This is a genomic window from Psychrobacter alimentarius (assembly GCF_001606025.1).
Lineage (GTDB): Bacteria > Pseudomonadota > Gammaproteobacteria > Pseudomonadales > Moraxellaceae > Psychrobacter > Psychrobacter alimentarius.
The window spans coordinates 959,858-983,156 of record NZ_CP014945.1 but is presented as its reverse complement, the minus strand read 5'-3'; the positions used below and the strand labels follow the sequence as shown (position 1 = coordinate 983,156).

The window sequence follows — 23,299 nt, the reverse complement described above, 5'->3', positions numbered from 1 at the left end:
TTTATGTCGATAGTAAGTTGATATAAAACGATGGTGCTTTTTTATGACTGTAAAATCCCCTTTCGTCTATATTTTCTTTACTTATTCCTTTATTTTTATACATATTATATTTGATTATCTAAATTCAAATAATAACAATAATTTGACTGTCTACTCTAAAAAATAGAATTAAGTTATCAAGCTTAAATAAAATAGTTTAATTCTAGAAGTTACGCTACACTCATTCTTATCATTATATTCTGAAGTAATCGCATCCTCATGACTGACGTTTATTGGACTGACCTATGACTTTCGTTCGCTCTATCAAAAATATGGTGGCGCACACTAATAAGCAGCCTCTAACCATCATGTCAGTCGCTTTGATAGCCGTGGTCGCGCTTTTGCCTGCCTGTAGCACGGTGTCAGTGAATAAACAAACATCAGCGAAGACCATCACCGCACAGCGCGGCAATATTGTCACAGGTAAAAATCTAAGCAGTGACACAGCCTCAGCATTATTATCAGCAGGTCTCAATGAACAAGCCTGTATGCAGCAATTTGACTTATGCTTGACTCAGCTTACCGATAGTATTCTAAATCAACACTACCGCTCTGCCCTAGCGATTTTTGCAGAACTACATTATGCAAAAGCACGTCAGCTTGCCGACTCTCAGGATTGTCGCAATGCGCTTGCTCGTCCCCCGCTTGACCCTTATTATGCCAATGCTCCTTTGAGCGAAGCTGAATCTCAGTCTCAAGAACAGAACACCAGTCGCTGTGTGACCGATTATCAAGCTCGTCTATTTGACGCCATCAAGTCAAGTTATACCTATTTGTTTTATGACAGTTTGACACATGACTTTGAAGGCGCTGACCAAGAAAAGAATGCCTATACGCCAAACCGTATTCCAAGTGATATCGACATTCAAACCCAAGATATCTATAACGCTGCCAGTAACGATGTTATTACCCAGCTTTATCGATCGACCAACGGCTCAGAGAAGCGAATGGGTGATGTTAAGGTAGACTACCTACCAACAACCGCCACCAATCTTATTAATGATAAACAAGCCGCTATCGCCAATCCTTCTCCGCTAAAAGGAAAGACGGTTGATCAAGTCAAAGTCATGAAAGTGCAAGTTGATGACTATGATCTTGGTATCTATTTGCCAAACGAAAATAACTATCTACAGAATGCACACAAGCAAACCTCTGCTTTAGCAGACCTAGTATCCACTTATGAGTTACGCCTCTCAGGCCTTAACTCCATTAGCAAGCGTCCAGGATTGGGTATCAGCTTAGTGGCGTCATTAGACGATCGCTATACCACGACGATCCGTCAGCTATTGGTATCCTCATTATCAGGTCGATTGGCGAATGAAAAGAGTGATAGCAACGTAGACAACGCTGATCCAAGCACACGCATCTATCCTACAGGACACTTATTATTAACTGGATTGATTCAGCCAAGTGGTGATAGCGTGCTGGAGGTGTTAAGCAGTCGCAAGCTTGATATTCACTTATATAACCCGTACCGAAGTGAAAGCGTTAACCTTTTAAATAACGATTATCCTCTAGCGGCTAACTTCTCTGCTGGTTATGGCTTGTGGCTGTCTGAAAATCAGCTGGATGGCGTCGGCTATTTAAACTTGATAACGCGTCAACCCGAAGAAAGGCTGCCCAAACTCTTCATGCTTGAGCCTTATGATCCTGACAAGCGCGTGTTAATTATGCTACATGGCTTGGCCTCTAGTCCGGCGACATGGGTGAACCTGACCAACGATATTCTGAATGATGACAAACTGCGTGATAACTACCAAGTTTGGCAGATATTTTATCCAACCAATCTGCCCATTTTGGAAAATCGTTATCAAATTCAGCGTTTGATTGAAACTACTTATCAGCAAACTGACCCTAAAAGCCAAAATCGTGCTAGCGAAAATAGCGTCATCATCAGTCATAGTATGGGTGCTCTTATCGCTCGTATGATGCTCTCCGATGACAACTTAGCCAACAACTTAGATAAGTTGGATGACGAAGACTTATTGTCTGGTAGCGAAAAACGTAGGGTTCGCGATGCTCTCAAAGCGTCCTTTACAGAAAACAAGCTACAAGAGCGGTTTGAGCTTAAAGCATTACCGCAAGTGGATACAGCTGTCTTTTTATCCGCGCCTTTTCGCGGCACCGATTATGCAGATCGTTGGTTTACACGGGCGCTACGTCGCATTGTCTATCTACCCGTCGGCTTGGTAAAAACGGTCACGGATAACTTGGCCACGATTGCGACTCAGGGTGAATTAGCACAAAACCCACTGGGTGCTTTGTACTTACAAAATGGTGCCAGCCAGCTGAGCGATAAGTCATCCTTTATACAATTGACTAAAGACATTGCTATCAACGATCGCGTCACCTATCATTCCATTATTGCCAATAATGATGTCGATATCACTCAAGGCTTGGCGCAAATGCAGCCAAATGGTGCAAAAGTGGATCTTTCACAAGCCATAGAAGAAGATCCAACCGATGATACAAATAATGCTGCCAATACCTCAGCAATACCTGCTGAGCCTCTTGTGGCTGCCGTAACGGTTAATAGCGATATAAGCCAGGCATTGACTGAACGCTTGTCAGACGGCATTGTCCCTTATACCAGTGCGCATCTAGAAGGGGCAACTTCTGAGACTATTATTAGTGGTGGCCATAGTATTCAAACCAATCCACAAACCATTTTGACCTTGAGACGCATTTTGCATAAACAATTACAAGAATAGTGGCAATCTGTATTACATCGTCGATTATTCACAATGATTTAACTCTAGCAACTTATTAAAAAATAAGAGAGCCAGACTATAAAGCATGCCATACGAATATTATTTTAAAGAATTGTTCTAGCGAAACCGTATTTTATCTAAGAAAAAATCGTTATGAATATTAAAATAGTTGGTGACGATGTACGAATATCATTTCGTGATCAGTTATAGACATTTTTGACCATACTATCTATTTAGTAACCCCTTGTTATTGAATGGTATTTATTCAAGTTTTTGAGGATGATTTTAGTATTTTTAGATGACTGTTAGGTATGTAACTATGACATAGCTTAGCTTGCGTGTATATCTAGGTAAGCGCATAATATATCTCTAATACACGATAGCAAGATATTAATCCGTACGACAATACATTAATTTATAAGGATGTAAGTTATTCAATCCAACTAAACAGTTGTTAGCCTAGCTGCACTTTGTCTCTAATGTTGCTCGCTAGCCGACACTGAGCTACTGCCGTAATACTTGTCATTTTAGTCTACAGACAATTACGGACAGTTACTTAAGCGTTTTATGGAAGCTAGCGCTGTTCAGGTAACAGATAAGGGTAACCATTTATGTTCGCTACGTTTATGATTGACCAGCTTGATGCGCTCTTACTCGCACGCATCCAGTTCGCTTTCGTTATCTCTTTCCATATCGTCTTTCCCGCTTTTTCCATCGGACTTGCCAGCTGGCTTACGGTGCTTGAATACCGTTGGTTAAAAACTGGCGACCCTATTTATGCTGAAGTCTATAAACACTGGGTAAAAATATTTGCCGTGGTGTTTGGTTTAGGTGTGGTATCGGGCGTGGTCATGTCATACCAGTTCGGCACCAACTGGGCTGTGTTTTCTGATAAAGCGGGGAACGTCTTAGGTCCACTACTTGCCTATGAAGTGTTGACGGCGTTTTTCTTGGAAGCTTCTTTCCTCGGCATTATGCTATTCGGTTGGGGCCGCGTTAGTAAGCGCATGCATTTTGCCTCAACTGCCATTGTCGCTATTGGTACGCTGATTTCAGGATTTTGGATTTTGGCTGCCAATAGCTTTATGCAAACACCGCAAGGTTTCATGATGGGCGCAGATGGGTTGCTATACCCTACTGACTGGCTTGAAATCATATTTAACCCGTCATTTCCTTACCGCTACGCTCATATGATGACAGCCGCATTCTTAACGACCGCCTTTGTCGTTGGTGGTATCGGTGCTTACTATCTTCAATCTAAAAAACATATTGAGCACCGTCGTCATGGTCGTATCATGCTAGGTATGGCGATGATTATGGCAATTTTTGTGGCACCGGCTCAAGTACTCATCGGCGATGAGCATGGTCTAAATACCCTAGAGCATCAACCTGCCAAAGTAGCAGCAATGGAAGGTATTTGGGAGGATGAGCGCGGAGCTGCTTTGCGTGTATTCGCTATTCCTGATCAGGAAAACCAAACCAATAAATATGAAGTAAAAATTCCTTATGTGACCGGCTTGATTCTTACCCATTCACTAGATGGCGAAGTTAAAGGCCTAAAAAACTGGGCACCTGAAGATCAACCTGTCGTTATTGTTGTCTTTTGGGCATTTCGTATCATGGTTGCTATTGGTATGTTAATGGTACTTGTCGGCTTATTTAGTCTTTATAAATACTTTAAGAAGCAGCAATTTAGCCCTGATAGCGTCTGGTTTCACCGTGCATGGATGATGATGACGCCGCTTGGGTTTGTCGCTATATTGGCAGGCTGGTTTGTGACTGAAACAGGTCGTCAACCGTGGACAGTATATGGCGTTATTCGTACCGCTGAAAGTATGTCGCCAGTCGCTGCACAGCAAGTCGCAACGACACTCATTGGCTTTATCATATTGTACATTTTTGTATTTGGCGCTGGCAGCTTTTATATTTTGCGACTGATTGCGCAAGGGCCTAAGCCTTATGAAGACCCATCAGAAGATAACTTCTATGAGCATTCTGTCACAGAAGCGCAAGGTCGGGCTTTGAGTGGTGATAAAAATGCAGGCGAAAATACCAAAGACAATGATGAAGACATGAGTAAGCCTGCTGATGATGTCGATGATGGAGGGTTACGCTAATGTTTAACTTCGGTGATGTATTAGACTTACCCTTAATTTGGGGCGGACTTATCGTCCTTGCTGTTTTTATTTATGTACTGCTCGATGGCTTTGATTTGGGCTGCGGTATTTTGTTTCCATTTGCAGGTTCTGATAAAAACCGCAGCCGCATGATGAACTCAATCGCTCCATTTTGGGATGGTAATGAAACGTGGTTGGTATTGGGCGGGGGTGGTTTATTTGCCGCCTTCCCAGTTGCTTACGGTATCATCATGACGGGGCTTTATTTGCCCGTGACTGCTATGCTGTTTGGACTCATTATGCGCGGCGTCGCGTTTGAGTTCCGGTTTAAATCATCAGCACGTCGTCATGTGTGGGATACTTTCTTTTTTGTCGGTTCGGTCATTGCGACGTTCTCTCAAGGGATTATGCTTGGAGCGCTAGTACAAGGATTAGAAGCCAGTAACCGTCTCTATACAGGTGGTCCATTTGACTGGTTGACACCTTTCTCCATCGTTTGTGGGTTTGCGATGATTATCGGCTATGCGCTGCTTGGCTCGACATGGCTCATCATAAAAACCGAGCATACATTGCAAGTTTGGGCACGTAAAGTATCAGGTTGGCTGCTTTCTGCCTTAGTAGTAGCCATGATTGTCGTGACTGCGTTCATGTATTTTTCAGACATTGATGCACTCGAAGGCTGGTTTATGTTGCCAAGTATTTTATATCTTGCACCGATGCCTGTTATTGCGTTGTTGTTATTTTTCCTAATGCGTAAAGACTTAAAAACGGAACGTGAGTATCGTCCTTTCTTATTGACTGTGGCATTATTTTTGATGGGCTATATTGGGGTTTGTTTTGCCATATTCCCTTATATCGTACCGTATCAAATGACCATTTATGATGCGGCGGCGGCTGATACGTCGTTGTCCTTTATGTTAATTGGCGCGGTCATTATGCTACCGATTATTTTGAGTTATACCGCTTTTGCTTATTATACGTTTAAGGGTAAAACAGATCACAACCCAATGTATTAATCGTAAATAGCAACTTATGACAGGTCAGACTGACGCTGTGGTTATTACTACTGATGTAGGATAATCACAGTTCATGAGCTAATCAGGAGTTTTTATGAAAAAGCTTAGTAAAAAACAGTCACAATGGTTATGGTTTTTTGGTTTATATGTGGCAGGGTTTTTGGTTGTTTTTATATTTGCCCAAATAATCAAGTTAGCAATGGGCGTTTGATGACAATTGCTAAAACCATAAAAAAGCAGCGTCGAGAAATCAACGCTGCTTTTTTTATGGGTCTATTTTTATTTGATAGTGGGTTTATGCGCCCAAATGATTGTCAGCGCCTTTACTATCAATGAACTCATTTACCTGTGTCAGGCGTTCGGGCGTACCAACATCGATCCAATTATCAGTAATGACTTCAGCAGTGATTTGGAATTTTATCATTGCCTGTCTTAATAAAGGCCCTAATGCTGCTGGCTGTCCTGACACCAAACCATCCATCAATCTGGGAGAGATGACACTGATACCAGCAAATGTATATTTGTCTGCGTCACCAATTGCTTGTTCGCTGGCCAGACCGTTATTAATCGCAAAATCACCACCATTATTGTGCTCAGGATTGTCAATCAACAATAAATGCGCTTGTTGGTCAGCACTCAATGCATAATCTCGTAACTGGCCAAAATCATACGTCGTCCAAATGTCAGAATTGACTAAGATAAAGGGCTCATCTCTTAACTGACCTGCTTGCAATGCTTGAAAAATACCACCTGCTGTCTCAAGCGGTTCATCTTCTTCAACGGACCAATGTAGGTTGACGCCATATTGAGAGCCATCGCCCAATGTATCCATTAACTTATCAGCAAGCCATGACGCATTGATAGTAATATCAGTGATGCCTGCTGCATGCAACGCTTTGATATGCCAAACAATAAGCGGCTGCCCACCCACTTTAACCAATGGCTTTGGGGTTTCAAGCGTTAATGGACGTAGGCGTGTCCCCTTACCCGCAGCCAAAATCATTGCTTGGGTAATCTTAGAGGTAGATGACATTGACATGCATATTCCTTTTTATCGTATTATGTAAATTCTTGATCTAAATATTCAGCCACAGCTCATAAGTAGTCTGTATTTATCAGTGTCGATTTATCAATACTTATATTACCGCACTCATATCGCAGAAAATGTGTCTTGATAAGCAGGCAAGACAACACTTTCTAGCCATTGGTTAAAAGGGACAACGGCTTGCTGAATGTCAGCGTTGCCATGCTCAGCCAACCAGTTTAACTCGGTGATCAAATCACGCATGACTTTAGGAATGTCAGATAGATAGCGATCTTTGCCATCGCGCTCAGACAAGCGGATAAATATTCCCAGCACTTTTAGATGACGCTGCACACCCATGATATTCACATCACTTTCAAACTGCTCAACACTATCTGCTGTGGTGAGCGCTGCTTGCTTTTGTAACTGCCAAAAATCGCTAATCCATTCAGATATTTGAGGCTCTGACCACTCAACATAAGCATCTCGTATCAATGACACCAAATCATAAGTATAAGCACCTATGACCGCATCTTGAAAATCGATCACACCCAAGCGTGAGTGATCCGCTTGGTCTTGCATAAGATTGCGACTGTGATAATCACGGTGGACGATAACTTGAGGCTGGCGCAAAATTTGTTTTATCAGTGCCGCTTTTAGATTGTCCCACAATGTTTTATCAAGGGCTACACCGATGTAAGGTATAAACCAATCACTAAATAGATCCATCTCGCGATTTAGTAGTTCCTCATCATAATCTGGCAATTGATGTTGGGCCTTTGCAGTCTCAACCGGAACAGTTTGAAGCGCAATCAATGTCTGCATTGCCAGCTGATAATGCTCATCAATTTGAGCAGGCACTGCACCGACAAGTAAATGGGCAAACTCTACCGCGCCAAAATCTTGTAATACTAAAAAGCCTTTTTCTACATCTTGTGCGATGAGCGTGGGTACATTGATCGCTGGGGACATCAATTTGGCAACATTGATGAACTGGTGCATGGCGTCTTGTTCATCAGCAGAATCCATAACAATATAACGCGATGCTGTCGTATCACTGCCTTCTAACAGCTGAAGACGATGATACTGACGCGCGCTAGCATCACCTGGCAAACTGTCAAGATTGAATGTTTTGCCAGCAAATACTTGCTGCAACCAGTGCTCTAAATGCTGAAGGCGATTGTTTGTAATGGTCATAGTCATATTAGGCTCTAAAATTATTAGGTCAGTCATAAAAGGTAATAAAAGTTAAATATGCGTCGTAAACAATTAAAGTAGTGATAAGTCGCACCAATACTTGCTAAAATAGTAACGTCTTGAGCCACAACAGATGCTGTAACAGTCATATTGATATATCATTCAGTATCTAGCGCTGAGCATTCTCTCAGTGACCATTTAAAAAATAGCCAGTCTATACGATAAATTTTGGTAAATAGTGTAGCTGATTTGGTTTTTTTTGACTATGATTAGTCGTCATTATATGTAAAACGTCTAAATTCTTGAGATTACATTACCCATTAGGAATTTAATAGCTGCTCATTCGCTATTGTATTGTTTGTACCATATAGAATATATCAGCAGTTATTAAACTCAGTATCGCAATCCAATAGGCTCTGCAATCATAGGTGTGCCCTTGTTATATTCTCCGCTTTACCAAAGCATTCGCTTGATTTTATTTGGTGCCCTAGGCTTATCCAGCCTCACTGTCAGTGCTGCGCTGAACGATGTCAATACATCGCAAACAGAGCTACCAATCACTGATAATAGTGCCACTCATAGCCCTGACAATAGTGATTTTGCTGACAGTCGCTTAGATACCACTAATCTAAATGACAACAGTTTAAATAGTAGTGCTTTAAATAACAGCGATTTAAATAGCAATACTTTAGACAGCAATGCTTTGGATATCACTGATATTGAGGAAAACAGTGACCCTCAAATAAATACTGATGTACCAGTCAGCGAGACGGCTGTGTCGGATTCTATAACAGACGCGACTCAAAGTGAGACCAGTGAAGAGAGCATCCAAGACAGTCTGATGCGTTTGGCAGAGTTTTATGAGCTGACACCAGATACTGATAATAGTACTAATACACCAGCTTTGGACAGTGCAGATAAAACAGCAAATATTGAAACTGAAACTGAAACTGAAACTGACGACAATCAAAATGCTTTGACACCTAACTCACAAACCATTCCGAAGGTGGGTAGAGACTTGCGGCTGTTGCCAAGCTCAATCGATAGTGCTCAACGCTGTGAAGGTCAATGGGTATATCCAAAGGGGAACCCAAACTATCAGCGTGCCGTGAATGAGGCTGGAGCAGCAAATGGTCAACCAGCGCCGAACCTTGATGGTCTTCCAAACAATCAAGCGCCTTTGTTTACAGAGTCAGACTACGGTTACTACAATAACGTCGATTATGCCGAGCTTTCAGGCAACGTTATTGTCAATCAGGGTACGCAGTACATAGAAGCAGAAAAGGTCTTGGTCGATTTAAGCACAGGCGTTGCTGCTGCTCAAGGCAAAGTCATGTTTACGGATCAAGCAACTGGACAACAAGTGCCATCTAGTAATGCTACGAGTAACTCTCTTAAGACATCGCAGGGCAACTTTGCCAATAAAGCCTCTCAAGGAGGCCTCATCGGTGTTGCAGACAGCTTGGCTTACAACACTGAAACTGGACAATCAACCGCTAATGATGTGGCGTTTGCCAGTGTGGCACTACAAGCACATGGCTATGCTAAGCGTCTAAACAAGCCCAATGAGAGTCAGTACGAATTAGATGAGGTAATGTTTAGCACCTGCCCGCCGACCAATCGTAAATGGCAGTTCGATGCAAAAAGCATTGATTTAGATACAGACACAGGTCGCGGTGAAGCTTACAACACCACTTTCCGTATTGCTGATGTGCCAGTATTTTATCTGCCTTATTTTAACTTTCCAATTGATAGTCGTCGCAGCAGTGGCTTCTTATTGCCAAGCGCGAGTATCGGTAGTGAAAGTGGCGTTGAACTTGATGTGCCGTATTATTTCAATCTTGCACCCAACTATGATGCCACGCTTAATACCCACATTTATACTGATCGTAATCCCATGGTCTCAGGTGAATTTCGTTATTTAACCGAAAACTATGGCGAAGGGATTTTCAACGGCTCATACCTACCCAACGATAAAGAATATAATGATGAAGATCGTACCAGCTTCTTCTATGATCATTACTGGACGTCTAAAGACATCCCTCGTTTGAGCGGTGATGCCAAATACAGCTATGTGTCAGATGCTGATTATCTCAACGATTTTGATACGTTGGGTTTATCAGACAGTACCATCAATTTACCACGCCGTGCTCGCGTCAATTATTACAATGACTACGTTGATGGCGAATTAAAAGTAGAAACGTTTCAGACTTTGGATGCTTTTACGGATAGTGGACAGCCATTACAAGACAAAGACAAGCCCTACTCACGATTACCGCAGCTCAAACTCAATTATCGCCTGCCTTGGTTTGAAAATTTCGACATAACCGGTGTACAAGACTCTGCTTACTTTAAAAAGTCGATCGATGATGGTTCTGAGAATGAAAAAAGTGGCGCCCGTATTTATAATAAGCTAAGCGCAGCTTATCCAATAGAAAAATCTTGGGGTTACATTAGACCCAAACTAAGCTTGCAGCATCTTTACACCTCTTATGATGAAGACAGTTTGGCAGACAACGATTTGAGTGAGGAAGACGGTAGTCAATCTGTGTTTGTACCACAGGCTAGTATTGATGCTGGATTGAACTTTTATCAAGCAGGTTCACCGTTTGGCGCTTTTGATGACACTATGGGTGGCTATCGCTTGCTCAGTCCGCGATTAAAATATACGTACTCACCTTATAAAAACCAAAACGAGCTTCCCAACTTTAACACGCGTATTGCTTCTATTAACTACGAGCAGTTATTTTCGGACAGTTGGTTCTTAGGTCATGATCGCTTGCAAGATTTGCATTCGATTACTCCTGGGGTCAATTATCGTTACATCGACGCAACGGGTGTGACACGTTTTGATGGTAGCATAGCGGAACAATTCTATATCGATGATGGACGTGTCACACTTGAAAATGAACAACCCGTCTTTACGTCTTCTTCTTCAGGGATGGTTTGGGATACGAGTACACAGCCCTATAATAATTTTTGGGTGGATGTCAGTGGCGCGCTCACCAATGATTATGACTTAAATTACATCACGACTGAACTGCGTTATCAGCCATCAGAAAATAGCTTATTTAACGTCGGTTACGTCAAACGTCAACGTGACGAAAACACGAATCAGCTACCGCTCGCTGCATTTACAGCATCAGCTGTCTTCCCTATCAATAATAGCTGGCGAATATTGGCTCAGGGTCAATACGATCATAATCGTGATAAGATGCTTGATTCGTTAGTAGGTGTTGACTATGAGGATTGTTGTTTTGGTTTTGCGGTTTATGGTCGTCGTTACTATAATGACCTAAATGTTAAAGACAAACCAACGCAAGCGATTATGGCAGAGATCAGATTAAATGGGCTTGGCAGTGGCAGCAGTCGCTTGACACGCTTACTGTCTGACAAGGTTTTGGGCTTTGAACCTGTCCAAACTGCATGGAAAGACTGATAAAGTATTCTTTGTCAGGTTAAAAGATCGTTTGTATAAATATTCATAAAGCATTTTGTATTACCCAGTCTGCAACCCTATTATGGACTATCCTATCTGATACTTATCTATTGAGAGTATCAGATAGCGTTAACCGACTACCATCCGATGTGATGACATTGATGAGGAGCATCATGAGAGTTTTTTCTTTACGTCAGACCAGCCGCGCTGTATTGCTGTCTATGAGTGCCAGTCTTGCACTGACATTGAGTGCCCACGCTGCCACCGTCAAGCCTCCTGTAGGGCAAACAGCGAGCACTGCTGAGCAAAACAGTAGCAATCGTTTGACTCCAGGCAATAGCACAGATGGCATTATTGCTTTGGTCAATGAAAATGCGATTTTAAAAAGTGAATTGGTTGACGCTATCGTGCAAACCCAAGCACGCGCTCAAGCTGCTGGAGAAAACCTTCCAAATTCGGCACAGTTGCAGTCGGACGTGCTAAACGCTCTTATCTTGCGCGAATTGCAATTGTCTATGATTAAACGTGTTGGCTTGAATCCTGATGAATCAGCCATCAATCAGCGCCTTGGTCAAATCGCACAATCAGAAGGTCTAAATAGTCTATCAGAATTGCAGCAAAGTTTAGACGCAGCAAGACCTGGTAGCTATGCTGCCCTGCGTGCACAATTGATTGAAGAAGCTTCTATTCAGGCTTTACAACAACGTCAAATCAGCAGTCGTGTTCGTATTAGCGAACAAGACATTGATGCGTTTTTGGCCTCACCTGAAGCCAAGCGTTTGAATCAAAGCGAGTATCAAACGATTCATGTACGCGTGCCTTATATAGATGATTATAGCCGCCTATCAGAAGCTCAACGCGGAGAGGCGCTAAAAGTCGCAGAGGACTTACGCACTCGTTTACTTGCACCAAACGTTAATGTTGCTGAGGCCGTTGCTGCTACCCAAGGCAGTTATCCTATCCCGTTACAAGGCGGCGATATGGGCTTTCATAAAGCTGCTTCATTACCCACAGAGTTATCAACTGAAATTACCAAACTGGAAGTTGGCGCTGTCAGTGCACCATTAGTGACGCCTGAAGGTATTGACATCATTAAGCTTGCTGACAAAAAAGAAAGCGATAAGATGCTCATACCGCAGTGGCATACTCGTCATATCTTAGTCAAAGTTGATGAGCTACAGACAGACGCACTTGCTGAACAAAAGATCAATGATCTATATGGTCAATTACGTAGTGGTGCTGACTTCGCTGACCTAGCCTCTACTTATTCAGATGATCCAGGTTCAGCTGGTCGCGGCGGTGATCTTGATTGGGTCAGTGCAGAAGATATGGTCGGTCAATTTGAGGCTGTGATGAAAAACACGACTGTCGGTGATTATTCAGCGCCTTTCAAGACTCAGTTTGGCTGGCATATCTTAAAAGTAGAAGGTAAGCGTGAGCAGGACGTCAGTACGCAATATCGTCGCAACATGGCACGTCAAGCTCTTTATCAACGTTTGGCACCACAAGCCAAAGAAGATTGGCTACAAGAGCTGCGTGCAGGTGCTTATATCCAGATACTTGGTTAGTCGATAGACAAATCCATGATACTTGATTAAAAATAATTGATTAAAAAAAGGATACTTGTCGATGCAAGTATCCTTTTTTTGTACGCTAATCATTGTAAGTGAAGCACTGTCTACAAACTAAAGCCATTACACAAAGAATAGCCCCGAACCTAGGGCGATTGGTTCAGGGCTATGACGCTTCATATTGTTATTATTATCTACTCCATTTTGACTTATCCTAAGTCACAAACAGTACACTAAAAGAACAGCGGGCTGGTCTGAACGTTTAGGGTACTGTCTCAACAATGCATCCTTGCATGTCCTTTTGTTGATGGTTTTATTGTAGTGCAATCACTATAAGGCCACTAGAGGCTAAAGACCTTATTTAACGTAAGCATATGCTTACATTTTTATGATGAACTTTATCTTCATTTCGCTCACTGCACTTATCACTTATAAAGCTGGACTTACATGCTCTTCTATATTCTCATTTGAGATTTTTTTACCCTCTTTTTTGCCTTCTTCTATTTTATGGTCAGTTTCTTTAATATCATCTGCTTCCGCAGTAGGCGCATTTTGCTTTTGCTTTTGCTCTTTTTCTGGCTCATATTGTAGTGTGGTCATCACGGGAAAATGATCGGAGCCAACCGAGGGCAGACGCCTAATATCCACCACCGTAAAGCAAGCACTATGGAAAAGGTGATCCAATGCCCAACGTAAAAACGGATACTTGACATGAAAGGTATTGATAAAGTGTCGTCCGATACGCGGGTCCAATAAGCCTGAGATGCGCTGAAAGCGTCTGGTCGTCTTTGACCATGCAACGTCATTGAGATCACCTGCCAATATCGCGGTTTGCTCATTTTCTTTTATATGCTTGCCAACCATTAACAGCTCAGCATCACGAGTGGTCGACTTATCTGCCTCTGTCGGACTTGGCGGCATAGGGTGTAAGCAATATAGCCAGATCACGCGGCCATTATGAAGCCGCAGCTGGGTGTGTATAGAAGGTATGTCATCAATCATCAAATATTTGACTTCAGGGTCAATCAATTCAAGTTTAGAATATAGATGCATACCATACAAATTATCCAAAGGTACTTTCACGGTATAAGGATAATCTGCTTCGACTTGATGCAGGGCTTGCTCCCATTTTTTATCACTTTCTAAAGTGATAAGAATGTCAGGCTGCTTTTGCTTAACGAGATCAACCAGCTTTTGCGTTTCATCATTTGGTGTCAGTACATTTGAAACCATGATTTTAAGATGATGTGAGGTTCCCTCTGCATCACTTTTTGCATGTTCAACTTCTTTTTTCCACAGTTTGGTATAAGGCAATACCATTCTAAACTGGAATGCTAAAGTGACACATAAAGCTGCAAACAATACCCATTGCCCTAGTTGCCACTCTGACCAAAATGCGATCATACCAATCCAAGCGATAACGCCAAGCACCATAATCTGTATGCGTGGAAAATCCACACCGCGCACCCACCAATTATCGAGCGGTATCCACCCCCAAACTGTGATGAATGCGATGAATCCTGCTAACCACTGTGCGCCATAATATAATAGTGAGAGATCCATAATGTGTATTAACCGTTGATTAAAATAATAGGTGAGCCAATAATGATAGTCATTATTCGCTCACTGACAAGCGCTTTTCTGTTCTTAATTGAACCAGCATTAGGGTTTACTTTATCATCTCACAAGATTAACGCCTACTCATTGCGTATTAATTATACGACAACGGTCAGAAAATATAAAAATCATGTCTGCCTTATTCGATATTCCGTAAGCTAATGTATAAGGATTTTTCATATGATAAAAGGGATAAGAAGAGCAGATATCGGTATGGCGTTAATAACTTAAAGTTATAGCAAACACAGTTAATAGTGCATGAAAAACGCGTAAAAATCGTCAAAACGCCTTGCTTTTTGTGACCATTCACGGCATTGTTATCGGCTGGTAATGCAATAATTAATTGTAAATAGGATTAGATTTCATGGGTAATTTGACAGTAGGCTTGGTAGGCTGGCGCGGTATGGTTGGGTCAGTATTGATACAACGTATGATTGAAGAAAAAGACTTCGACGGTATTACGCCTGTGTTTTTTTCAACCAGCAATGCCGGTGGTGATGCACCAAAATTTGATGGTATTCAAACTGGCCAATTAAAAGATGCTCATGATATTGATGCACTAGCTGCCTGTGATGTGATTATCACCTGTCAAGGTGGAGATTACACCTCAAAAGTTCATCAACCATTACGAGACAGCGGTTGGAGTGGCTACTGGATCGATGCAGCAAGTACGTTACGCATGGAAAACGATAGCATCATCATCCTTGATCCTGTCAATCGCACCGTGATCGATGATGCGTTGGCTGAAGGCAAAAAAGACTTTATCGGTGGTAACTGTACCGTATCATTGATGCTAATGGCAATCGGTGAGCTGTTCAATAGAGGCTGGGTAGAATGGGTCAGTGCAATGACTTACCAAGCGGCAAGCGGCTCTGGTGCAAATAACATGCGTGAGCTGATCAGTGGCATGGGTGTGTTGCATGATGCCGTCAAAGACGAGTTGGCTGATCCTGCTAGTGCCATCTTAGATATCGATAAAAAAATCGCTCAAACTCAGCGCTCAGACAGCTTTCCTAAGCAATACTTTGGGGTTCCATTGGCAGGCAGCTTGATCCCTTATATTGATGTACAGCTAGAAAACAAACAGTCGCGTGAAGAATGGAAAGGCGGTGTTGAAACCAATAAGATACTTGGCAACTCAGAAGACAATACCATTCCTATCGATGGTATGTGTGTACGTATTGGCGCGATGCGCTGTCATGCTCAAGGCCTGACTATTAAGTTGAAAAAAGATATTCCCTTAGAAGAGATTGAGGCCGCTCTAAAAAATAGCGGTAACGAATGGCTAGATTTGGTTGAAGATGACAAAGAAGCGACCTTAAACCGTTTAACACCTGTAGCAGTGACAGGTACATTGACTGTTGCCCTAGGTCGTCTGCGTAAACTAAACATGGGACCTGAATACTTAGGTGCCTTCACGGTTGGTGACCAATTATTATGGGGCGCCGCTGAACCGTTACGCCGTATGCTTAATATTATTCGTGAACAAAATAGCTAATCTTATGGCATTTAAGTTTTATACGAAAAAAGACAGCGTTAGCTGTCTTTTTTTATGTCGCCTATCTCAGTTAAAAATATCGAAAAAGAGTCAATTATATATACATACATTTAGCAAATACCCAAAATACTAACGTGTACTATTTGGGCTGATAAGCCATCATCACTTCATTGCGACGCATGAAAGGCAATGTCCAAGGTGGGTTATAGCGTGCCAACTCCGGTGTCCCTGTTATCACTAGCTTTTGAGTTTGCATCCAAGATTTTAACGTTTCTGTTTTTTTCGCCACTTTTTTGCTACCTGCCAATCCTGAAAACTTAATCACACCGTATGTCTGAGCAGGCACTTGTACAATTTTGACGTCTGGATTGTTCGGCTTTGGCAATGTTTGCATCGTATATTGGCTAGGCATTGTGAATTGTACACGCCACTTCCCATCATTTTGTTGCATACTAACTGGCGCAGTCATGGCAATTTTTTGTGAGGCTTGCTCATTTAGATTGTCGGACTGCATCGTAACAGGTGCGGTCATACTTATTTTACTACTCTCTCCACTTGGTGCTGTATTATTACCAAAAATATAATCTGCCAGAATTTTAAAGCCCTGACGACTGGCAGTATCTTGGTCACCACTCACCCATGTCTGAGCCACAAGCTGCTCATCATAACGACGCAACTCAAAATCCTCCACTTGTGACAACACCGTATAGCTTGGCTCTTCAATAGCCATAGTCTCTCCTGATATCAATAATAAACCGCTCAGCAATAAGTAAGGTGCCCTATTCATATTATGTCTCCAGCGTACAGCAGTACATTTTAACGGTTGTTAACCCCTCACCCATTTTTTACTTTACCAACGACTCTATAGTAGTGTCTGTATCTTTTGGTTATAGCGAAGCTATAGCTACGACTAAAGTACATTAGATATCTAATACGACTAGTACTACGATGCATCATTTTAAGAAATTTGTGGCTTTCAGCATCTACGTATACAACATCTATTAAGTTTTACTGTAGTTCCACCTTATTTTCTGTCAACCTGACCGTCAGTATCTCGCATACCCCTAAATATCCATGTCCAAAAAAATAGCCAGTAGTGCTATAATTGGCGCTATTTTCATAGCTTAGATAGCGGTTATCATATGCAATTTGTCTTACACAAAACGGCCAGCGGCGACACGCGTGCACGCCGTGGTACGGTTCATCTCAATCATGGCGACGTGCAAACGCCTGCTTTTATGCCTGTTGGTACTTATGGTACGGTCAAAGGCATGCTGCCACGTGATATCGAAGCGATTGGCGCCGATATCATTTTAGGTAATACCTTTCATTTATGGTTGCGTCCAGGCACGGAAGTGATCGACAAATTTGGCGGTCTTCACAAGTTTATGCATTGGGATAAGCCTATTTTGACAGATTCAGGCGGTTTCCAAGTATTTAGTCTTGGCGCAATGCGCAAAATCACTGAAGAAGGGGTCAATTTTAAATCCCCTATCGATGGTGCCAAGGTATTTCTCTCTCCAGAAAAATCTATGCAAATTCAGTACAGCTTAAACTCTGATATTGTGATGCAATTTGACGAGTGTACGCCATATCCAGCCACTCACGATGAAGCCAAAAAATCTCTAGAGCTATCACTACGCTGGGGACAGCGCTGTATTGATGAGCATAAAAGACTGGGCAGTACTAACGCACTATTTGGTATCGTCCAAGGCAGTATGTATCCTGATTTGCGTCAGCAATCACTTGAAGGGCTGCTCGATATTGGCTTTGATGGTTATGCCATCGGTGGTTTGTCCGTTGGTGAGCCTAAAGAGGAGATGATAGATGTCCTAGATTATCTTCCTGATGATATGCCAGCAGATAAGCCGCGTTATCTGATGGGTGTTGGTAAGCCTGAAGATTTGGTTGAAGGTGTACGTCGAGGCGTCGATATGTTTGATTGTGTCATGCCAACTCGTAATGCGCGTAATGGTCACTATTTTGTCACAGGCGACACGGACAATGCGGGCGTCGTACGTATTCGTAACAGCCAATACCGTAACGACGAAGGCCCATTAGACCCTGAATGTGATTGTTATACCTGCCAGAACTTTAGCCGTGCTTATCTTTACCACCTGAATAAATGTAAAGAGATGCTTGGTGCACAGTTAGCGACTATTCACAATTTGCGCTACTATCAACGCCTAATGCAAGGTATTAGAGACGCCATCGAACAAGATAACTTTGATGCATTCGTCAGTGAGTTTTATAGCAAACGTGGTCAAACCGTTCCTGAATTAAACCTTCGTTGATATGAGTAGAGCTACATAACTGCTTGATTCAGCCTATTTAATAAGAAAAATGCCAGTCAGCTTTCACTGATTGGCATTTTTTATAATATGCAAAGCCTTAAAGACATTAAAGTCTTTAGTAGACTAAACTTTAAAAGTTATCATCTGGTACTTGATCCATTGGAATATCAGGATTGTTGCGCAGGTGTATGATGGCAGAAATCAAGCCACCCCATATCAGTACCATTGAGATAATCATAAAAATAATAGCTGAAGTGCTCATAATAAATTCCTATTGAAATGTTAATCTATCTGCTAACTGTCTAGCGCGCATCATCAATGGCACGAGCTTTATCATCTTCTTCATCATGGATACCTTTCATACGACTTAATATGAATGCACCTAAGCCAAAGAATACGACTACGCCCCAACCAAACAGCAATAGAATCGTTGAAGAGTAACCTTCATAAGGTGTTTTGACTAAGTCAATAAACTTGAGACCTAAAGCAATAGTCAGTACAGCTGGAGTAATAATGGTCAACATAAATATCCAAGCGCCGCCTAACTTGACACTAGAAATACGGTTGCTATGTGCCAATAAACCTGGAATTTTCTTACGATGAAACCAAGTAACTAAAACAATTGACATCAAACCACCAGCAACAATACCGATGTTATTTGCAAAATGATCTATCACATCTACTAGCACTAGTGAGCTACCTGTAGAGAAAGCAGAAATAGATATCAGTGCACATGCTCCGCATATGATAGCAACTGCTTTTTTGCGTGACCAATCAAACTTACCTTGAAAAGCAGAGATAGGTACTTCAAGAATACTGATTAATGAGCTAATACCCGCCACTACTAAAGAGCCAAAGAATAAGAAACCAACAAAATCACCACTGGCACCCATAGTAGAGATGATTTTAGGGAAGACGAAGAATGCCAATCCAACACCGCCACTAGCCACTTCAGACACGTCTTGACCTGTCGACATTGCCATAAAACCAATTGCAGCAAAAATACCAATACCTGCCATAAGCTCAAACGAAGAGTTAGCAAAACCGACCACTAGCCCTGCACCTGTTAGGTTTGTGTTTTTCTGTAGGTATGAGGCGTAAGTGACCATGATACCAAAACCTACTGATAATGAGAAAAACACATGACCATAAGCTGCTAACCAAACATTAGGATCACTCATTCTCGCCCAATTTGGCTCAAAGAAGGCATTTAAACCAATGACCGCACCTGGTAGAGTAATTGCCTTAAATACCATAACACCAAATAATACCAGTAATAATGGCAAACAAATTTTGTTCGCAAGTTCAACACCCTTACGAATGCCACCAAACATAATCAATATGGCTAAAGCCCAGACAATGACCAAGCCTACAAACATTTGGGGTACAAATACTGAGGTTAAGTCGCCAGTATGCTTGACAAAGTCACTGACGAAAAAGTTTGTGGTGTCTTCGCCCCACTTTTGGCCAAACGAGAAAAACATATAACTGCCAGCCCACACAATGACGGCTGCGTAATAAACCGCAATCACAAAAGAGACCAGCGTTTGCCACCAGCCCACAAACTGACCAGAAGGCGCCAGTTTCTTATAAGCACGAGGTGCTGCAGCGCGATACTTATGTCCTATAATATAATCTAAAAATAACAATGGAATACCTGCGGTTAATAACGCAATGAGGTATGGCACCATAAATGCCCCACCACCATTATCATAAGCAACATATGGAAAACGCCATATGTTACCTAATCCCACAGCTGAACCGACAGCGGCTATAATAAATCCAGTTCGACTGGACCAATTTTCCCTTTGCTCTGCCATATGACACTCCTAAATTTTAATAGTAATTCCCTTTAAGTTATCAAACTCAGCTAAAGACAGATACTTAAAGAGACTACACAAGCTATTGGTTAAAATACGTTACTAGAATCTAACTGTATATGATTAGGAAGTTTCTGCTAAGCGACTAAAAAAGTCAAGTAATTATAAACATAAAAAGCCATAACGTTTGGTTATGGCTTTTTGATATTTTAGCTGCGATTGATAATATTTTGGCTGATTAGAACCGTAATACGCTCTAGATTTCTTAATAAAAAGCCACTACCTGTTTAACGTACAACACCGCGGCGGCTTTTTTCTAATGAGTTGATCAGTAATTGAATTTTTGGCTCTTTTGGTAATAGTTCGTTGCTCAAAACTTCAAGTGCTTGAACGGTTGTCAAACCGGATCTAAAGATTGTGCGGTATGCTTGACGCAACACGTCGATGGTATCCTGTGACCAATCTTTACGACGCATTCCTTCGACATTAAGACCGTGTGCTTTTGCAGGGTTCCCTGATACCATTGTAAAGGCTGCAACATCTTTCAGAATCAAACTGGCGCCCCCAATTAAGCTATAATCATCAACCGTACAGAACTGATGAATACCTGAATTACCACCAATAATGGTATGGTCGCCAATGGTCACATGCCCTGCCACCCCAACGTTATTGGCCAGCACATTATAATCGCCAATCACACAGTCGTGAGCCACGTGCGTATTTACCATCAACAGATTATGACTGCCGATTTTGGTAAGCTCACTGTCTTGCGCTGTACCACGGTGTAAGCTACAAGCCTCGCGAATAGTATTGTGATCGCCAATCTCAAGCCATGTGCGCTCACCTGCATATTTCAGGTCTTGTGGGTCTTCACCAATACTTGCAAATTGATAAAACTGATTGTGCTGGCCAATACGAGTTAGCTTGGTCACAACCACATGTCGATGCAAAACTGTATGGGCACCAATCGTTACCTCATCACCGACGATACAATACGGACCAATGATAGCAGTCTCATCGATTTGAGCGGATGGTGAGATGAGTGCTGTTGGATGAATCTGACTCATAATGTGGCCCTTTGTATCATTTTATGCGAATAAATAGTAAAGCGAATATAACAAGTCTGGCTTGGTGAGCTAAAACAAAAGCATCATGACTATAAAACATCATAATAAATAACGATGCCTATTATCTATTTTGATGTGGTTCTTTAGACACTGTTGCCAATCGTAGATAGGTAGCAATAAGTACTATTGCTCTTGACGTGCAATCATTATTTGCGCGCTAGCCGCCAGCTCATCTTCAACATGAACGGTACAATCGAACTTATAAATACCACGCTTTTGCATCACTGATGTGGCACGAATGGTCAGTTGATCACCAGGGATCACTCGACGTTTAAAACGAACCTTATCCACGCCTGCAAACAGATACAAATACCCATCTTCTGATGTCAGCCCTGCACTGATAAATCCAAGCACGCCCGATACCTGAGCCATCGACTCAACCATCAATACGCCTGGCATAATTGGCTCATCAGGGAAGTGGCCATTAAAAAACTCTTCGTTGATCGTCACATTCTTAATACCAGTAATGCTTTCTCCAGGGGTACAATCAATAATTCTGTCCACCAATAAAAAAGGATAACGATGCGGCAAGTAATGCTTTAGAGTGTGATAAGTTAATGGCAGCGTGAGACCTTGCTCAGCCAAACTTTTCACATTATTATCAATTGAACTATCTGTATCAGTGCTGCTCATAATGGCATTTCCTTGCAGTATTTTAAATCTTTAAGACATATTTGTGTTTTTGCTAATCACGACCAAGCTTGCGGAAACGTACTGCGGCACGTCGCCACTCAGCCGTCGGCATTGCAACCGTTCCAGAAGAATATGAACCGGACTTTTTAATCGATTTGGTGACCATTGTCATGCCAGATAAAATAACATCATCTACAATCTCAATATGACCAGTAATACCAACATCCCCACCAATAATACAACGTTTGCCTATAATAACACTGCCAGCAATACCCGTTTTGGCAGCGATAGCGGTACCATCCCCAATACGAACGTTATGACCAACTTGCACCAAATTATCGATAACCACATAACTGCCAACGATTGTATCGTCGATAGCTCCGCGGTCGATACAAGTTTGGCTACCAATACGCACATGGTCGCCAATTACTACTCGCCCTAGCTGAGCGATACGCTCCCAGCCCATAGTACTAGGATCTCTAGTAGGTGCAAAGCCAAACCCCTCGGATCCGATACTTGCGTTCGCGTGTATCCTTACATGATTTCCAATAACGCTATCGTGCCCAATGACCACGTGAGACTTAATAACACAATTGTGACCGATCGCAGTATTGGCTTCAACCACCACATGAGCATCAATTGAGCTGTGTGCACCAATGTGTACATTGTCGCCAATCACGCAAAAAGCGCCAATATTGACTTGCTCACCAATCACTGCGCTTTCAGAAATCACCGCACTCGGGTGAATGCCATTAAACAGTGACTCACGAGCAAATAGCTGACTGGCACCAGCATAGGCTAAATAGGGATTCGCCACGACCAGCGCTACTGCTGTCTGTGGCACTTGGTCAAAATATTCGGCAGTAATTAATACTGCACCGGCTTGACTACTCGCTAAACTCGAAATGTAGTTAGGATCTGCTAAAAAACTCAATTGTTTATGAGTTGCAGTGGTTAAACTACCAACACTATCAAATTCTTGATGTAATTGCTCAGCATCAATGTCAGCTTTATTGATAATAGGCTGACGCTGCTCAATTCGAGTGATAAGTTGCTCAATCGTTATCATAGTTGCTATTAATATTATTATGAATATGGCAATCGCCAAGCTGAAAAATCATCTTGGCGATCTATTTATATTTAACTGAGGCTTCGCTCTTTTAAATTTTCTATATTGTTTATCAAACCAGCATAGA

General features: G+C 42.0%; 16 protein-coding genes. 7 read left to right on the top strand and 9 right to left on the bottom strand.

What is annotated here, in order from left to right; all coding sequences use genetic code 11:
* Nucleotides 1-284: 284 nt before the first annotated feature.
* The 3 genes from A3K91_RS04180 to cydB all read left to right on the top strand — a co-directional run bounded on the left by A3K91_RS04180 (nt 285) and on the right by cydB (nt 5,883).
* The gene (locus A3K91_RS04180) at nt 285-2,750 is read left to right on the top strand and encodes an esterase/lipase family protein (protein WP_062844130.1); all 2,466 of its coding nucleotides are present in this window, start codon (nt 285-287) and stop codon (nt 2,748-2,750) included.
* Between the two features lie 626 nt (nt 2,751-3,376).
* A complete protein-coding gene (locus A3K91_RS04175; protein ID WP_208855371.1) occupies nt 3,377-4,867 on the top strand; it encodes a cytochrome ubiquinol oxidase subunit I in 1,491 nt (496 codons plus the stop codon).
* Nucleotides 4,867-5,883: a cytochrome d ubiquinol oxidase subunit II gene (gene cydB, locus A3K91_RS04170; RefSeq protein WP_062844128.1), complete on the top strand. Its 1,017-nt coding sequence runs from the start codon at nt 4,867-4,869 to the stop codon at nt 5,881-5,883. Before A3K91_RS04175 ends, cydB begins: the two co-directional genes overlap by 1 nt.
* 295 nt (nt 5,884-6,178) lie before the next feature.
* Here the strand turns inward: cydB and murU are convergent, their stop codons facing one another.
* A complete protein-coding gene (murU, locus tag A3K91_RS04165) occupies nt 6,179-6,922 on the bottom strand; it encodes an N-acetylmuramate alpha-1-phosphate uridylyltransferase MurU (protein ID WP_228139909.1) in 744 nt (247 codons plus the stop codon).
* 111 nt (nt 6,923-7,033) lie between these two features.
* Complete coding sequence (locus A3K91_RS04160) at nt 7,034-8,110, bottom strand: aminoglycoside phosphotransferase family protein (RefSeq protein WP_228139908.1); 1,077 nt, start codon at nt 8,108-8,110, stop codon at nt 7,034-7,036.
* A gap of 430 nt (nt 8,111-8,540) precedes the next feature.
* Between A3K91_RS04160 and A3K91_RS04155 the strand changes: the two genes are divergently transcribed.
* Nucleotides 8,541-11,543 (top strand): LPS-assembly protein LptD, encoded by a 3,003-nt coding sequence (locus tag A3K91_RS04155; RefSeq protein WP_062844126.1) that lies wholly within the window; start codon nt 8,541-8,543, stop codon nt 11,541-11,543.
* A 173-nt stretch (nt 11,544-11,716) separates the two neighbouring features.
* A complete protein-coding gene (locus tag A3K91_RS04150) occupies nt 11,717-13,111 on the top strand; it encodes a peptidylprolyl isomerase (RefSeq protein WP_062844125.1) in 1,395 nt (464 codons plus the stop codon).
* A 432-nt stretch (nt 13,112-13,543) separates the two neighbouring features.
* Here the strand turns inward: A3K91_RS04150 and A3K91_RS04145 are convergent, their stop codons facing one another.
* Entirely contained in the window at nt 13,544-14,677 is a 1,134-nt protein-coding gene (locus tag A3K91_RS04145) for an endonuclease/exonuclease/phosphatase family protein (protein WP_179288316.1), read from the bottom strand.
* Between the two features lie 418 nt (nt 14,678-15,095).
* On the opposite strand from A3K91_RS04145, the gene asd reads away from it, so the two are divergent.
* Nucleotides 15,096-16,229, top strand: a complete 1,134-nt coding sequence (asd, locus tag A3K91_RS04140; RefSeq protein WP_062844123.1) for an aspartate-semialdehyde dehydrogenase — start codon at nt 15,096-15,098, stop codon at nt 16,227-16,229.
* Between the two features lie 139 nt (nt 16,230-16,368).
* Here the strand turns inward: asd and A3K91_RS04135 are convergent, their stop codons facing one another.
* Nucleotides 16,369-17,016, bottom strand: a complete 648-nt coding sequence (locus A3K91_RS04135) for an SOUL family heme-binding protein (protein WP_062844122.1) — start codon at nt 17,014-17,016, stop codon at nt 16,369-16,371.
* Nucleotides 17,017-17,371: 355 nt separating this feature from the next.
* Between A3K91_RS04135 and tgt the strand changes: the two genes are divergently transcribed.
* Complete coding sequence (gene tgt / locus A3K91_RS04130; protein WP_062844121.1) at nt 17,372-18,523, top strand: tRNA guanosine(34) transglycosylase Tgt; 1,152 nt, start codon at nt 17,372-17,374, stop codon at nt 18,521-18,523.
* Between the two features lie 130 nt (nt 18,524-18,653).
* Here tgt and A3K91_RS13930 read toward each other — a convergent pair whose 3' ends face one another.
* The 5 genes from A3K91_RS13930 to lpxD all read right to left on the bottom strand — a co-directional run bounded on the left by A3K91_RS13930 (nt 18,654) and on the right by lpxD (nt 23,172).
* Nucleotides 18,654-18,785, bottom strand: coding sequence for a methionine/alanine import family NSS transporter small subunit (locus A3K91_RS13930; protein ID WP_021815034.1), 132 nt, complete (start codon nt 18,783-18,785; stop codon nt 18,654-18,656).
* A 40-nt stretch (nt 18,786-18,825) separates the two neighbouring features.
* Nucleotides 18,826-20,343, bottom strand: a complete 1,518-nt coding sequence (locus A3K91_RS04125) for a sodium-dependent transporter (protein WP_062844120.1) — start codon at nt 20,341-20,343, stop codon at nt 18,826-18,828.
* Between the two features lie 287 nt (nt 20,344-20,630).
* Nucleotides 20,631-21,410, bottom strand: coding sequence for an acyl-ACP--UDP-N-acetylglucosamine O-acyltransferase (gene lpxA, locus A3K91_RS04120; protein WP_062844119.1), 780 nt, complete (start codon nt 21,408-21,410; stop codon nt 20,631-20,633).
* A 183-nt stretch (nt 21,411-21,593) separates the two neighbouring features.
* Nucleotides 21,594-22,103: a 3-hydroxyacyl-ACP dehydratase FabZ gene (gene fabZ / locus A3K91_RS04115; RefSeq protein ID WP_062844118.1), complete on the bottom strand. Its 510-nt coding sequence runs from the start codon at nt 22,101-22,103 to the stop codon at nt 21,594-21,596.
* A gap of 52 nt (nt 22,104-22,155) precedes the next feature.
* Complete coding sequence (lpxD, locus tag A3K91_RS04110) at nt 22,156-23,172, bottom strand: UDP-3-O-(3-hydroxymyristoyl)glucosamine N-acyltransferase (protein WP_062844117.1); 1,017 nt, start codon at nt 23,170-23,172, stop codon at nt 22,156-22,158.
* Nucleotides 23,173-23,299: the final 127 nt, after the last annotated feature.